The 14,623-nt window shown below is 63.4% G+C and carries 13 protein-coding genes; 3 read left to right on the top strand and 10 right to left on the bottom strand.

Annotation, left to right across the window (positions count from 1 at the left end; genetic code table 11):
- Positions 1-20: 20 nt before the first annotated feature.
- The 3 genes from Q0601_RS03485 (at position 21) to Q0601_RS03475 (ending at position 3,134) form a co-directional block, all read left to right on the top strand.
- Positions 21-1,292: an ABC transporter substrate-binding protein gene (locus tag Q0601_RS03485; RefSeq protein ID WP_305287167.1), complete on the top strand. Its 1,272-nt coding sequence runs from the start codon at positions 21-23 to the stop codon at positions 1,290-1,292.
- Between the two features lie 67 nt (positions 1,293-1,359).
- Positions 1,360-2,262, top strand: a complete 903-nt coding sequence (locus tag Q0601_RS03480) for a PHP domain-containing protein (RefSeq protein ID WP_305287165.1) — start codon at positions 1,360-1,362, stop codon at positions 2,260-2,262.
- Positions 2,262-3,134 carry a MurR/RpiR family transcriptional regulator gene (locus tag Q0601_RS03475; protein ID WP_305287163.1) on the top strand — a complete coding sequence of 291 codons (873 nt, stop codon included), beginning with the start codon at positions 2,262-2,264 and terminating at the stop codon, positions 3,132-3,134. Before Q0601_RS03480 ends, Q0601_RS03475 begins: the two co-directional genes overlap by 1 nt.
- A 207-nt stretch (positions 3,135-3,341) precedes the next feature.
- Here Q0601_RS03475 and Q0601_RS03470 read toward each other — a convergent pair whose 3' ends face one another.
- From Q0601_RS03470 to Q0601_RS03425, 10 genes are all read right to left on the bottom strand, one after another.
- Positions 3,342-4,115 (bottom strand): hydroxypyruvate isomerase family protein, encoded by a 774-nt coding sequence (locus Q0601_RS03470; protein WP_305287161.1) that lies wholly within the window; start codon positions 4,113-4,115, stop codon positions 3,342-3,344.
- Positions 4,112-4,765, bottom strand: a complete 654-nt coding sequence (gene otnC, locus Q0601_RS03465; protein ID WP_305287159.1) for a 3-oxo-tetronate 4-phosphate decarboxylase — start codon at positions 4,763-4,765, stop codon at positions 4,112-4,114. Before otnC ends, Q0601_RS03470 begins: the two co-directional genes overlap by 4 nt.
- Positions 4,762-6,018 carry a 3-oxo-tetronate kinase gene (otnK, locus tag Q0601_RS03460; RefSeq protein ID WP_305287157.1) on the bottom strand — a complete coding sequence of 419 codons (1,257 nt, stop codon included), beginning with the start codon at positions 6,016-6,018 and terminating at the stop codon, positions 4,762-4,764. The genes otnC and otnK overlap by 4 nt, the downstream gene beginning before the upstream one ends.
- Positions 6,019-6,028: 10 nt before the next feature.
- Positions 6,029-7,420 carry an NAD(P)H-dependent oxidoreductase gene (locus Q0601_RS03455; RefSeq protein ID WP_305287155.1) on the bottom strand — a complete coding sequence of 464 codons (1,392 nt, stop codon included), beginning with the start codon at positions 7,418-7,420 and terminating at the stop codon, positions 6,029-6,031.
- Positions 7,421-7,430: 10 nt separating this feature from the next.
- A complete protein-coding gene (locus Q0601_RS03450; RefSeq protein ID WP_305287153.1) occupies positions 7,431-8,936 on the bottom strand; it encodes a tripartite tricarboxylate transporter permease in 1,506 nt (501 codons plus the stop codon).
- 15 nt (positions 8,937-8,951) lie between these two features.
- Entirely contained in the window at positions 8,952-9,464 is a 513-nt protein-coding gene (locus tag Q0601_RS03445; protein WP_305287151.1) for a tripartite tricarboxylate transporter TctB family protein, read from the bottom strand.
- Between the two features lie 104 nt (positions 9,465-9,568).
- Positions 9,569-10,564 carry a Bug family tripartite tricarboxylate transporter substrate binding protein gene (locus tag Q0601_RS03440; protein WP_305287149.1) on the bottom strand — a complete coding sequence of 332 codons (996 nt, stop codon included), beginning with the start codon at positions 10,562-10,564 and terminating at the stop codon, positions 9,569-9,571.
- Between the two features lie 55 nt (positions 10,565-10,619).
- The gene (locus tag Q0601_RS03435; RefSeq protein ID WP_305287147.1) at positions 10,620-11,672 is read right to left on the bottom strand and encodes a 4-hydroxythreonine-4-phosphate dehydrogenase PdxA; all 1,053 of its coding nucleotides are present in this window, start codon (positions 11,670-11,672) and stop codon (positions 10,620-10,622) included.
- 166 nt (positions 11,673-11,838) lie between these two features.
- Positions 11,839-13,560 carry a dihydroxyacetone kinase family protein gene (locus tag Q0601_RS03430; RefSeq protein ID WP_305287145.1) on the bottom strand — a complete coding sequence of 574 codons (1,722 nt, stop codon included), beginning with the start codon at positions 13,558-13,560 and terminating at the stop codon, positions 11,839-11,841.
- Positions 13,557-14,495, bottom strand: a complete 939-nt coding sequence (locus Q0601_RS03425) for a sugar phosphate isomerase/epimerase family protein (RefSeq protein WP_305287143.1) — start codon at positions 14,493-14,495, stop codon at positions 13,557-13,559. Before Q0601_RS03425 ends, Q0601_RS03430 begins: the two co-directional genes overlap by 4 nt.
- Positions 14,496-14,623 lie beyond the last annotated feature (128 nt).

The raw sequence follows: 14,623 nt of genomic DNA, 5'->3' as shown, positions 1-14,623 counted from the left end.
ATGAGAAACGGAGTCTTTCGATGCGCAAACTTCTTTCCTCCCTCGCGCTCGGCCTTGTTCTGGGCGGTCCGGCCTTCGCTGATGTCACCATTCAGGTGATGCATCCCTGGCCGGGTCACAACACGTTCCACGAAGCCGAGGCAAAGGCATTCATGGAGCGACATCCCGATATCAAGGTCGAGTTCCGCGCGTCGTCCGAGAATTATGACACAGGTCACCAATCCATCATCGGAGATGCGATGACCGGAAATGCGCCCGATGTCTATCACTCGGGCTTCCATCTGCTTCCGGAACTGGCCCGCACGCTGTCGGCCCGGGATCAGATCATCGACCTGACCCCTTTCATCGAAGCCGAAGGCGGGCAAGCCTTTATCAACGAAAACTTCAACCCGGCGATCATCAACCTGACCACCATCGACGGCAAGATATGGGCAATGCCTTTCAATGCCTCGACCCCGGTCATCTTCTACAACAAGGAACTGGTCGAGAAGGCCGGTGGCGATGCCGGCAATCTGCCCACGGACTGGAATGGCTGGATCGAACTTGGCAGGAAAATCGAAGAGCTTGGCGGCGGCGTCACCGGCATGGCCTATACGGTCGATGTCTGGCCCGACGATTGGCTGTGGCGGGCCCTGATCTCGCAGCAGGGGGCGCCTTTCATGAACGAGGATGGCATGACCGTCGCATGGGACGGCGAGACCGGAACCAATGCGCTGGAACTCGCCCGCCGTTTCGTTACCGAAGGCGGTATGAAGCAAATGGATTTTGAACAGGCGCGTCAGCAATTCGTCGCGGGGCTGACCGGATTTACCATCCAGTCGGTGAACTCCGCCAATTCGTTCGGAGAGCTGTCGGCGGGCAAGTTCACCCTTGGAACCGCCGTGTTCCCGATCGACAACCCGAGCGAGGGCAGGATTCCGACCGGCGGCAATGGTGCCGTCATCCTGACGAGCAATCCCGAAAAGCAGAAGGCGGCCTGGGAATACATCAAGTTCGTATCCTCGCCAGAGGGTCAGGATATCGCCGTTCGCGGCTCCGGCTACATGCCGACCAACCAGAACGCGATGGCCCCCGAACTGCTGGGCGATTTCTACAAGGAAAACCCCAATTGGCGCATCTCGCTTGATCAGATCGACCGCGCGATTCCCTGGGCAGGATATCCCGGCACCAACTCGGTCGAGATCTGGCGCACGCAACGCGAGATCATTGCCGAAGTGATGAGCGGCGAACTGAGCACCGAGGAAGGTCTTGCCGAAATGGTCGGGATCACCAACGATCTGATCGCGAAATAACCCCGGAACGGGGGCCGGGGCTGTCCCCCGGCCTTCCCCTCATCCAACGGCGTATCAAGGACAAATCATGACCAGACTTTCGCCCTTCAATCTTCCCGGAACTTTCCTCAAAGGCAATATTCACACCCATTCGAACCGTTCGGACGGGATGCTGACGCCGGATGAGGTCGCCGCCCGCTATCGCGCTGCAGGTTACGATTTCCTGTCGATCACCGATCATTTCCTGAAATCGTTCAACTTCCCGATCACCGATATCACGCATCTGAGAACCGAAGCATTCACCCCGATCTTCGGGGCAGAGATTCACGCGCCGCGCACCGAGATGTCGGATCTCTGGCATCTTGTCGCAGTCGGATTGCCGCCGGATTTCGCACCGACCGCCGAGTCTGAAACCGGCCCTGCGCTGGCCCGCCGCGCCAATGCGGCCGGCGCCTTTGTCGGTATTGCCCATCCGGCCTGGTATCAGCTTTCCATGGATGACGCCGAAACGCTGATCGATGCCGCCCACGCGGTCGAGATCTATAATCACGGCTGTCAGGTCATGCATGACAAGGGCGACGGGGCCTATATGCTGGACGGGCTTGCAGATAAGGGCCACAGGCTGCTGACCTATGCCTGCGACGACGCGCATTTCCGCACCCCCGACTTCGGCGGGGGCTGGGTGATGCTGAAGGCTGTGGACCGTTCGGCCGACGCGATTGTTGCGGCGCTCAAGGCTGGCGACTACTATTCGACGCAGGGCCCGACCATTCAGAATGTCGAGCTTCGGGACGACAGGCTGCTGGTCGAATGTTCCCCGGCCTCGGGCATCCTGATCGCAGGCAAGGGTTACCAGAACAGCTATCATTTCGAAGCTGGCGTCAGCCGCGCCGAACTGCCGATGGATGGGCTTGACGGCAGCCCGTGGTTCCGCGTCATCATTTTCGGTCAGGACGGCAAGCGCGCCTGGACCAATCCCTGCTGGCGCTGATGGAAAAATCACCCCATTCGACGCAGAACATCTTCCCGCCCCAGGGAGCCGCGGCGAAAGGGGCGCTGGGAAGAGCGACGCTGGCCGCGATTCACGCGAAGATTTCCGCGATGCCCGCAGCACAGGAACGGGTGGCCCGGATCTTCGTCGAGCGTCCCGAAGAAGCCATACGTCTGTCGGTGGCCGACCTCGCCCATGAGGCGAAATCCGGTGAGGCCAGCGTTATCCGCTTCTGCCGCACGATGGGTTTTCACAGCCTGCGCGATCTTCGGGTCGCGCTGGCCGCGGATATCGTCTATCGCAACACCGCCGCGCCGCGCAGGCCGGTCGATCATGTGGATCGTCTTTGCAGCGCCCTGCAGGCGACGGCGCAAAACGTGGATCCCGATGCCCTTCGCCGCGTCGCGCTTGCCATGAAGGCCGCGCCGCATATCGATATCTTCGGATCGGGTATCTCGGGTATGGGCGCGCATCTGTTCGCCTATCGCTTCTCGCGGATCGGACTGATCGCCCGCGCCTGGAACGACGATGTCGTCGCCGACGAAATCCTTGCCTCTCGCAAGCGGGGTTCGGTCGCGATGATCGTCTCGGAAACCGGCCTGACCCTGCGCACCGCCCGTTTCCTGGAACATTCCCGGGAGGCCGGCGCCTTCACAGTCGCGATCTGCGGTCAGGGCACCGAGGCGCTTGCGCCGCTTTGCGATGCGATCCTGACCGTAACACCTTTGGATCCGTTGCCGGAACGCGGCGAGATGGCACCACTGATCGGCAAACTGTTCCTTTGCGACAGGCTGGCGGGCGAGTTGATCGCATTGGAACAGGAAAAACCCGCAGGACACAAAAAGCGGAAACGTCAGAGCCTGTCGCGTTGAAGCGGACACGCCGGTAATTTGCGTCCCGCGATGGCCGGGGGCGCTGCCCGTCGCCGGCTGGTTCTCGAACCAGTGGCGCGCCTGCCGGTGACCCCCGAGGTATTTGGACAAAGAAGAAGGAGAGAAACCGGGCGGGCGCGGCATGATTTAAAGCGTACAGCCCCTTTGAATGCGGTATCCGCCACCGATCGATGCGAAGCACCGATCCTATTCGCCAGCGCCGGATGTCCGTGACAGATCTGTCATCCAGCCAAGGCTGTCCTCGGTCGGGTCTGCGGGTTTATACTCTGCGCCCAAGGGTGAATTCCAGCCAAGGCGTTCCAGGGTCAGGAAAATATGGCGGTAATCCAGCTCGCCATGATCCGGCCTGCCGCGATCGGGAACCGAGGCGATCTGGATATGGCCGATGACCGGCAGATGCCGTTCCAGCCGCCGGGTCAGGTCGCCCTCCATGATCTGCAGGTGATAGCAATCGAACATCAGCCGCAGGTTCGGATGACCTGCCTGCGCGATCAATGCCGCCGCCTGATCCGAACCGGTCAGGAAATAGCCGGGCGCATCGTAACGGTTCAGGGGCTCGATCAGGATGGTCAGATCGGGTGCGGCGCGGCAGGCATGGTCGAGATTGGCGAGAAAGGTGGCCTCGGCCCCGGGGCCGGTTGCGAAACCGGCCATGACGTGAACGGCGCCGCAGCCGATTGCGCGGGCATAGGCGATGGCGCGGTGGATTTCGGCCCGCGCCTCGGCTTCGCGTCCCGGCAATGCGGCAAGGCCGTTTTCACCCGGATTCCCGCGCAAGGTGTTCAGGCCCAGCATCGGAAGACCGGTTTCCTCCAACGCCGCGCGGACCTGTTCGGGGTCATGGTCATAAGGCCAATGGCATTCGACCGCATCGAAACCCGCCTTATGCGCGGCGCGGATTGCATCGGGCAACGCCAGTTCGGCCCAGAGGAAGCCCAGATTGGCCGAAAACCGGGTCATGCCTCGTCCCATGCGACGTCGTGAATGCGGACCAGCTCGGCCACCTGTTCGGGTGTCAGCATGTTGGGTGTCGTCCCGCGCAGCAAAAGCGCCAGCCGGGCCGTCGCCTCCAGTTCCTCGATGGCATTGCAGGCGGCTTCAAGATTCAGGCCCGCCACGACCGGCCCGTGATTGGCCAGCATGACGGCGGAACGCTTGCCCGCCAGCCCGCGCACGGCATCGCCGATGGCGGGATCGCCGGGGCGGAAATAGGGCAGAAGCTGCACCCGGCCCATTTGCATGAAGGCATAAGGCGTAATCGGCGGCAGGAAATCCTGCGCATCCGCATCGGGCAGGGTGGACAGCGCGACGGCGTGGCAGGAATGCAGATGCACCACCGCCGCCGTACGCCCGCGAGTCTCGTAAAAGGCGCTGTGCAGCGGCATTTCCTTGGTCGGGCGGTCACCATCGATATGGCGACCCCTGGCATCGAAGCGCGACAGCCGCGCCGGATCCAGCCATCCGAAACTGGTCCCGGTGGGCGAGACCAGAAGCCCGCCATCCTCGGTCCGGGCCGAGATATTGCCGGTGGATCCGGCGGTCAGGCCACGGTCGAACATCGACCGCGCCAGTTCGCAGATGCGTTCGCGCAATTGGCTCTCGGCGCTCATGCTGTCGTTCCTTCAAGGCGCTCGGCTGCCTTTGCAAAGAAATCCTCTGACCCGAAATTACCGGATTTCAAAGCAAGCACCAGATTGGGTCTGGCGCGGATCGCGGGAACGCCGGGATCGATCTCGGGCCCGATCTCAAGGGTTTCTACGAAAAGCCCCTCGACCACCGCGCCCGAGGTTTCCCCGCCCGCGGTGATCAGCCGCGTGACACCCCCCGCCACCAGAAGCCGGGCGGTTTCGGCAAAGAACGCCTCCAGCCCGGATGCGGCGGCCTCAGTTCCGTGGCGCGACTGCACGGCGCGGACAGCATCGGGATCGGCGGAAGAATAGATCAGCGGCAGGCCGGTTTGTGTCAGTGCCCAATTCGCGGCATCCTGCGGGGTCGTCGCGCCCGACAACACCGCCTCGGGGTTGAGTTCAAGCGCGGGCGAGCCGTTGGCGATATGGCACGCCACCTGCCCCCGCGTCGCGCGCGAGCATGACCCGGACAGAGCGGCGACCTTGCCGGGCTGGCCCTGCCAGACAGGGCGATCATCCGCCAAAAGCCCCCGGTCGCGGAAATTTCGCGGCAGGCCCAGCGCGATGCCCGAACCGCCGGTCAGCAGCGGCAGATCGGCAATGGCCTGACCCAGTACCAGCAGATCCTCGTCCCGGATGGCATCGGCGATGACGAAGGGGCGGCCTTCGGCGGTCTCACTGTCCAGCCGCGCCCGAACGGCTTCGGGCCCCTGCCAGACCACCGATGCCGGGACATGCCCGACGCCACGCGATACCTGCGGGGCCAGCCAGCGGCGCAGATCGGGATCCGTCATGGGCGTCAGCGGGTGGTTCTCCATTCCGCTTTCGGACAGCAGGCGGTCGCCCACGAACAGATGGCCCTGATAGATCATCCGGCCGGTCGCGGGGAAAGCCGGGCAGAAGATCACCCGATCCGCGCCCAGCGCATCGGCCAGCGCTTCCGCCACCGGCCCGATATTGCCTTCGGGCGTGGAATCGAAGGTCGAGCAATATTTGAACAGGAATTGACGGCAGCCCTGCGCCCTCAGCCAATCCAGCGCCTTCAGAGACAGGCGCACGGCCTCTTCCACAGGGACCGAGCGGGATTTGAGCGCGACGATCCCGGCCTCGACATCCGGCGCAGCGGGGTCTTTGGGGGTACCGCTATACTGCACCACCCGCATCCCGGCCTTGGCCAGCGTATTGCCCAGATCGGACGAGCCGGTGAAATCGTCACCGATACAGCCCAGCAGCATGTTATCCCCTTCAGTTCCAGTCTGTCACGGAATCCTGTGCCTTGCGCAGACGATACATCTCGGCTTCCGTGTCCAGTTCCACATCGCCGCACAGGATCGCATGGCCCGCGCGGATGTCACGCTTCAGCCTGCGCCCGGAGGCCAGATAATAGGGGATCGGAGCATCATCGGACAAGGGCGCGGCAGGAGTCATCCGGGCCGAGACATTGGCGATCGTGTGATGATGCCCCTCGGCCAGCAGCAGCATGCCTGCGGGAAGATCGGCATCGGCATGGGCCGTCAGGTCGATCACCGGGCGCGGCTTATCGGCCCCCGAGGAGACGCCCAGCAGCGCCGTTTCGAAAACCGATGTGGCGGCTTCCAGCCCCAGCAGATGGCGCGGCAGGCCAATCATCGCGGTTCTGCCGTTGCGGGCGACGACATGGCCCTTGTCGCGCAGCATGTCCCAGGTCTCATCGTCGCGGCAGATGACGGTGATGAAGACACCACCCGCGAAACTGGGCTCGCCCGGCAGGCGCAGGCAGTGGAACACGTCAAGCTGGCCCTTGCCGTCCAGAAGCCCGCCATCCGCCGTCGCCGCCATGAAATCGGCGATTTCGGTAATACGGGCAATCGGCGCATGAAAATCGGCGCGGTCCGGAACCATGCCAAGGGCATTCGCCACCACGGTCAATTCGCAAAGGTCGGGTGCCGCGCGCTGTGGCAGCGCCGAGGCAAGACGCGCGCGGGCGCGGGCCACTTCGGGCCAGGGGCGGTCGCCCGCCTCGATCCAGTCGCCGAAACCGGGGACCGGAACCGTGCGGCCGTTGCTGGTGATCGTATCGGTCGCCGGATCGAAGATGAAATCGTATTCGCTGGATTTTCCGGCGGCGACGATCTCAAGACCGATTGCCTCGGCCCATGTGGCAAGGCCGATCAGCAGGCTGGGCTGATCTCCGTCGACGGGCGAGACCACACAGCCGCGTTCCGCCGCCATACGCGCGAGGATCGGGCCGATCACGCTGTCGGTTTCCTTGGTGACCATGATGACATGCTTGCCCGCCTCGATGGCGATGCGAGCGTGACGGGAGCCCCCCTCGGGATTGCCGGTCGCCTCCAGCACCACCTCGACCGGCAGATCCGTCACCAGCGCCAGATCGGCGGCGGCAATGGATTGCCCTGCCTCCCAGGCGGCACGAGCCGATGCGGCGTCGCTGCATTCGACGATCTGCCCCGGATCGATGCCGACCGAGCGCAGCGCATCGGCGGCAATTCCTGCGTCCCGGTCGATAGCGACGCGGCAGGTCAGGCCCTTGATATGCCGCGCCTGCGCCAGAAAGCTGCGCCCGAAGCCGCCGGTTCCGACAATGGCGCATTCGATCTGACGGGCGCTCCGCCCCGCGAAATAACGAAGATGGTTCATCCTGTTCTCCTTATTCGACCGGGGCCTTGCGGCGCAGGCGCGAGCCAAGCTGCAGGGTCTTCGGCAGGATCAGCAGCGCCAGCGCGATCAGCATGATCGACGTGACCAGCGTGTTCGAGAAGAAGATCTCAAGCGACCCGTTCGACAGGATCATCGACTGGTGAAAGGCGTTCTCGGCCTTGTGGCCAAGCACCATCGCCAGAACCAGCGGCGCCAGCGGGTAGCCCAGCTTGGTGAACAGATAGCCCACCAGCCCGAATAGCAGCACCAGCCACAGATCGAAACTCGCGTTCGAGACGGTATAGGCACCGACGAAGCAGATCACCACGATCATCGGCCCGATGATCGCAAAGGGGATGCGCAGCAGCGCCGCGAACATCGGCACGGTCGCCAGAACCAGGATCACGCCGATCAGGTTCGACACATACATGCTTGCGATCAGGCCCCAGACGAAATCGGGTTTTGTCGCGAACAGCATCGGACCGGGCGTCAGCCCCCAGATCATCAGCCCGCCCATCATCACCGCCGCCGTGGCCGAAGACGGCACGCCAAGCGCAAGCATCGGCAACATGGCGCAGCTTCCGGCGCTGTGGTCGGCGGTTTCAGGGGCAACGATGCCCTCCGGGCGGCCGGTGCCGAAGGCTTCGCCCTTGCGCGATGCCTGACGGGCGATACCGTAGCTCATGAACGAGGCGGCGGTCGGGCCGCCCGGCGTGATGCCCATCCAGATGCCGATCAGGGCCGACCGGACCGATGTTGCCCAATAGCGCGGCAGTTCCGCGATGGTCCTCAGCACATCGCGCAGATCAATCTTCGAGCTGACTCCGCGGAAGCGCAGCCCCTCTTGCACGGTGGACAAAAGCTCACCGATGCCGAAAAGGCCGATCACCACGACAAGGAAGCTGATCCCGCTGAGAAGCTGATCCAGCCCGAAGGTCAGCCGAATCTCGCCCGTCACCGTATCCATGCCGACCGTGGCCAGCAGCAGGCCGGTGGTCAGCGAAACAAGCGTCTTGGCGGGCGATGCGCTGCCCATGCCGATAAAGGCCGCGAAAGCCAGGAAATAGACGGCGAAATATTCCGGCGCCCCGAATTGCAGCGCGAAGTTCGACGCCCAGCCCGCCAGCAGCGTAATGACGACGACGCCGACAAGCGCGCCGACCCCGGCAGACATGAAGGCCAGCGTCAACGCGCGGGTGGATTCTCCCTTTCGCGCCATCGGATAGCCGTCGAATGTGGTCGCGACGGAACTTGGCTCGCCGGGGATGTTGAACAGGATCGATGTGGTGGAGCCGCCGAACAGCGCCCCCCAATACATCGAGGACAGCAGGATGATGGCAGAGGTCGGATCCAGCGCGAAAGTCAGCGGGATCAGCAGCGACACGCCATTCGGCGCGCCCAGCCCCGGCAGCACGCCGACGACCAGCCCCATCAGCACGCCGCCCACCATCAGCATCAGGTGCATCGGCGTGATCGCGACGCCGAAACCATGCATCAGCAGATCGAAATTACCCATGATCCAGCGCCTTTCCTAGTAGATGCCCAGAAGGGGCTCGATCGGTCCCTTCAGCAGCGGAATCTTGAAGATGACCTCGAAGATCACGTATTGCACGATGGTGAACCCTGCGCCCACGGCCAGCGCCACCCACAGCCGGTAGCCGCCCTGCCGCCACGCGCTCCAGGCGATATAGACCGTCGATGCGACATAGACGCCCAGCGTCAGCGTGCCGATGACGAAACCCGCCATGGCGGCAAGAAAGGTGCCGATCCGCCCCAGATTCTCGCGCCGCAGAAACGGTTCCTCGATCTCGCCCGAGTTGCGCTCATGCAAAACCGCCGCGCGATGCTTCATGAACGCCCGTATGAGGTTCCACAGGCTCGCCCCGATCAGGATCAGCCCGACATAGAATGGGAAATATCCCGGTTGCGGGCCGCTTTCTTCCCAACCGAAGCCCAATCCTGCCGCGCCGGTCACGGCGGCGATGCCAAGCCCGGCTGTCGCGAAGGCAGTTCCGACCTCGGCATGAAAACGTCTGACGGTCATGGCTCTCCCTTTCCGCCTGCATGACAGGGGAGTTCATCACCCTGCCCCATTCCAACAGGCAGGCCCACGGATGCTTCCCGCGGGCCTGCTTCGGTCAGTGATTTTTACTCTGCCGCGGTCCAGCCTTCCGCCTGGAAGACCTTGACCGTGTTGTCCTCGTTCGTCTGAATGAAGGAGGCAAGCTCCTCGTCCAGCAGAACGGCGCCAGTCTGCGAGGTCTTGGTCAGGTAATCCTGCCATTCCGGCGTTTCGGCAACCTTTTTCATGGCATCCTCATAGAAGGCCACAACCTCGGGATCCGTATCCTTGGGCAGCCACACCGTGCGCGGCATCTGGTAGCTTTCGATATCCAGCCCGGCTTCCTTGCAGGTCGGGATATCGTGCCAGCCCATATCATCGCCGATCGGCTCGCTTTCCGCCATCCGCTCGGGCGAGAAGACGCAGAGCGGGCGCACCGCGCCGGCCTGCCACTGACCAATATTCTCGTTCGGGTTGTTCACATTCGCCGCGATATGGCCGCCGGCAAGCTGCACACCGGTTTCGCCGCCACCGTTGAAGGGAACATATTTGAAATCCGCGCCCGAAACCTGCTCGATCAAAGCGACCAGCGTCTCATCGGTATCCTTCGACTGGCTGCCGCCGAAGGTAATCGTTCCGGGGGCTTCCTTGGCCGCATCGATCAGATCGGTGATGGATTCATAGGGGCTGTCCGCCTTGACCCAGACCAGGAATTCATCCAGCGCCAATGCGGCGACAGGTTGCAGATCCTCGGTCGTATAGGCCAGCTTGGCCACATATGGCAGCAGATAGACATTATTCGTGCCGAAAATCAGCTTGTTCGGATCGCCGGCATTCTGGCGCGCATAAAGAAACGCCTCGGCGCCCGAGCCTCCGCCCTTGTTCAGCACCACCATCGGCGCATCCACGATATCGTTGCGGGTCAATGCCGACTGGATGGTACGGGCAAAATTATCGGTGCCGCCGCCGGCGCCCGACGCAACAACGAATTCGATCGGGCGATTTGGCGCCCAATCGGCCAGTGCCGGGGCTGCGACCATCACGGCAGTCGCGGTTAATAGTGCAATCCTGGTCTTGATCATGGTTTTCTCCTCCACTGAGTTCGCCTCTGACAGATTACGGTCCCCGGATAGCAGCCTATCCGGCCACCATCGCGCTGGGTTTGACCTCCTCGGTCGCCCAGCCTGCGGGCAATGGTGCGATATCGCTGCGTTCCGGGTTCAATTTGGCCAGGTCCCAGCCCAGCCGGGCCGCAGTCAGGGTTGCGCCCGGATCAGCCTTGCCCTGCCCCGCGATATCGAAAGCGGTGCCATGCGCCGGCGTCACAATCGGGAAACCATAGCCTGCGATCAGGGTCACTCCCCGGTCGAAGCCAATCAGCTTCATCGCGATCTGGCCCTGATCGTGATACATGGTCAGCACGGCATCGAACTCGCCGCGCGTGGCACGCACGAAAACGGTATCGGACGGGATCGGACCCTTGGCCGGAATGCCTTCGGCCACGGCGGCCTCGACTGCCGGGGCGATGATATCTTCATCCTCATGCCCGAAATTGCGGCCGTCGCCCGCATGCGGGTTCAACGCCGCGACGCCGATCCGCGCGCCGGGTTTTCCTGCACCGGCCATAACTTCCGATGTCAGGCGCAGGCTGCCCAGAATCCGCTCGGTGCTGAGTGTCCCGGCGACCTTGCTCAGCGGGATATGCGAGGTCACGCGGGCATTCCAGACCTCGTCCAACACGTTGAATTCGCGGCCACTGCGTTCGGCATCCAGCACCATGTCGATGAAACCGATCTCATCGACATAGCTGGGACGGGCCAGCCGCATGGAATGCTTGTTATAAGGGGTGAACATCACCGCATCGGCGATCCCGGCTCTGGCAAGGCGAAGCACGGCGGCGAAGTTCTGCAATGAGGCCGCGCCGGCTTCGGGGCTGGACACGCCCAGCTTTACGCTGTCAGCCGGGCAATTCGCCAGATCGATCAGCACATGTCCGGCAGGCACATCATCTCCGGGCCGGACGACCGGCAGATCAAGCGTAACACCCGCATGTTCGGCGCCCATCCTCAGGATACTGGCATCGCCAACCACGATCACATCGCGGCCCCGCATATCCTCATGCGCCAGAAGTTTTGCCGCCAGTTCCGGGCCAACGCCCCCCGCATCTCCTATCGCGAGCGCTATACGCATATGCGAATCCTCCATTTAGCGTTCTGTATACAATATTTAGCATTCGGTCTAGAATTTTGTTTCCGCGCCATCTGCCGGCGGATATCGGGTCCAGATCGGATGCGGTTTCCTTTCGCCGTCACGAAGCGATCCACTTCGCAACAGCGTGTGTTCATTTGCGATTAGTCTAGCGAGCGAAGACCTTTCTTAACTCTTCGGCGATCACTCTTGCACATAGGGCCAGCGAGACGGCGCCGGCATCGGGATGGCCGACACTGCGCTCTGCCAGCGGACGGGCGCGCCCCAGCTTCGGCACCAGATCGGCGGTGGCGTCAGCCGCCTTCGTTGCCGCCCGAGCCGCAAGATCCCATGCCTCTGCAAGCGGCCGCCCTTCATCGGTGGCATCTCGCAGGGTGTCGACAAAAGGGGCAAAGGCATCGACCAGCGTCTTATCACCCCGCTGCGCGCCGCCCAACCGGGTCACCGCGTCAAGGGCATCCTGCGCGCCCTGCGCCACAGCCGCGGCATCGGGCACGGCCTGATCCGACAATGCCTGCCCCCATGCCCGCAGGGATACACCCCACAAGGCGCCGGATGTGCCCCCGGCCCGATCGGCCCAGGCATCGCCCGCCAGCGACAGCACGGTGGCCGCCCCTGCCCCGGCGTCGGCAGCCTTCGCGGCGGCATCCGCAGCCGCGGCCGAGCCGCGCGCCATGCCCTGACCGTGATCCCCATCGCCTGCCTGCGCATCGATCCGGCCCAACTCTTCCTCGGCCTCGGTCAAGGCTTCGGCCAAACGGGCCATCAGCCCGGCGATACAGGCACCGGTCTGCCGTGATTCCGGCGAAGCGGGCGGGATCTCGGGCGCGGACTCGACCATCGCCACAACCTGCCGGCCGGAAGCAGCGGGCGCGACATTGCCGCGCCGGAATGCCGGCGTATCGGCGGATGCGCACCAATATTCCTGAAGCCGGTCATCCAGCCAGGTGATCGACAGCGAACAGCCCGCCATGTCCAGACTGGTGACGAATTCGCCGATCTCGGGTTGAACCGGGGTCAGCCCCTCTGCATCCAGCAGCCCGGTCAGGTGATGCCAAAGGACGAACAATTCCTCGTATTTCGTGCAGCCAAGCCCGTTCAGCACCACGGCCACGCGACCGTCATGCCCCTTGGGCCGCTCGGCCAGAAGCGGGTCCAGCAGCATCCGGGCAAGCTCTGCGGCGGGCACCATCTTTTCGTCGCGGATGCCCGGCTCGCCGTGAATGCCAAGGCCCATGCCGATCTTTCCGGCCTCGACCATAAACAGCGGAGCCTTCTGCCCCGGAAGCGTGCAGCCGTCGAAGGCCACGCCGAACGAAACGGTGGCGCGGTTCGCCTGTTCGGCCACCTCCATCACAGCGTCCAGATCCAGCCCGGCCTCGGCCGCAGCACCGGCGATCTTGAAAACCGGCAGATCGCCCGCCACGCCGCGCCGTCTGGCCTGTTCCTCGCGCGGGGCGCTGGCCACATCGTCGGTCACCGCAAGGATCCGCGCGTCGATCCCCTCGCTGCGCAACCTCTCTGCCGCCGCGCCGAAATTCAGCACATCGCCCGCGTAATTGCCGAAACCAAGGATCATGCCACCGCCCCGGTTCGCCGCCCTGGCGACACCGTAAACCCATGCCGTCGATGGCGAGGCAAAGACGTCTCCGGCGACCGCGGCATCCGCCAGCCCCGCGCCGACATAGCCCAGAAAGGCCGGGTAATGCCCCGATCCGCCGCCAATCAGCAACGCGACCTTGCCCTCGGGCCCCGGCGCGGCGCGGACGGCACCATGGGGAACCGCCGTCACGCGGTCGGCATGGGCCGCGCAGAAACCCGCCAGCGCGGTCGCGGCGAACTGATCCGGCTGGTCAAACAGCTTGGTCATGTGCGGATCGTCCTTCCCGACAGAATGCGCCTGATATAGTCCCGGTTGGCGGCACTGACGGACAAGCCGTCGCCACCGTAATGCTCGACGAGGAAAGGACTGTCGAAACCCAGTTCCAGCGCCCGCCTGATCGCCGCGCGCCAGTTGATCGTGCCCCCAAGCAGAGGCGCCGGATGGGTCATCACCAGACCCGAGGGATCCTCGATCCGGTAATAGTTCTTCACATGCCAATAACCGGCATAGGGTGCGCATAGCTCGATCATCTCGGCCCAGGGCTCGACCGGGCGATGCAGCCGGATCAGGTTGCCGATGTCGATATTCAGCTTGACGGCGGGATGATCCACCTCGGTCACGAAGCGCACGGAATCGCGGGCGGTGCCAAGATAGGTATCCTCGTACATCTCGAGCGAGATCCGGATACCGCAGCTTTCGGCATGCTGGCCCAGTTCACGGATGCGGCTTACGGCAAGGCGGTAGATGTCGGGATCGTCGGGATTCTGCACCCCCTGTTCCGTCCAGAACCACAGCGCTTTCATCTGGTTCGGCGACAGCGGGCCGAAAAAGCCGAAGCTGACATGGCCGATGCCAAGTTCGGCGGCGCTGTCGATGACGCGGTGACTATAGGCCAGATATTCGTCGCCATGCTGCGGGTCGATGACGCTGCGCCGCGCCGTCGAGATAGCCGGGACGGACAAGCCAAGCCCTTCGCAGATCGAGACGAATTCAGCCCGGCGCGCAAGATCCAGATCGGCGATGCGCAACCATGAATCAGTCGGATCCACGGCATCGAAACCTGCATCGGCGACATCCGTCAGGCTTTCCGCCCAGATTTCGGACGATGCGTCCTGCACAAGCCCGCCATCCGGCAGTTTGCCCGGAAATGGAATCATCGCCGCCGCGATGGGCCATTCTTCTGCTGTCCAGCGTTGTGTCACGCCTTTCCTCCCGATTCTGCTCCTCTGGCGGCTTCGCTAGCATGGGCATTTTCCATAATCAAGTATTTTGTATACAGCCTTCAGAACGCATCATTGACTTACGGCCCGGCTACGCATAGCCATTTGGA

This window comes from Paracoccus wurundjeri (assembly GCF_030678915.1).
In the GTDB taxonomy this organism is placed as follows: Bacteria; Pseudomonadota; Alphaproteobacteria; order Rhodobacterales; family Rhodobacteraceae; genus Paracoccus; species Paracoccus onubensis_A.
This window is presented reverse-complemented; position numbering and strand designations above follow the sequence as displayed.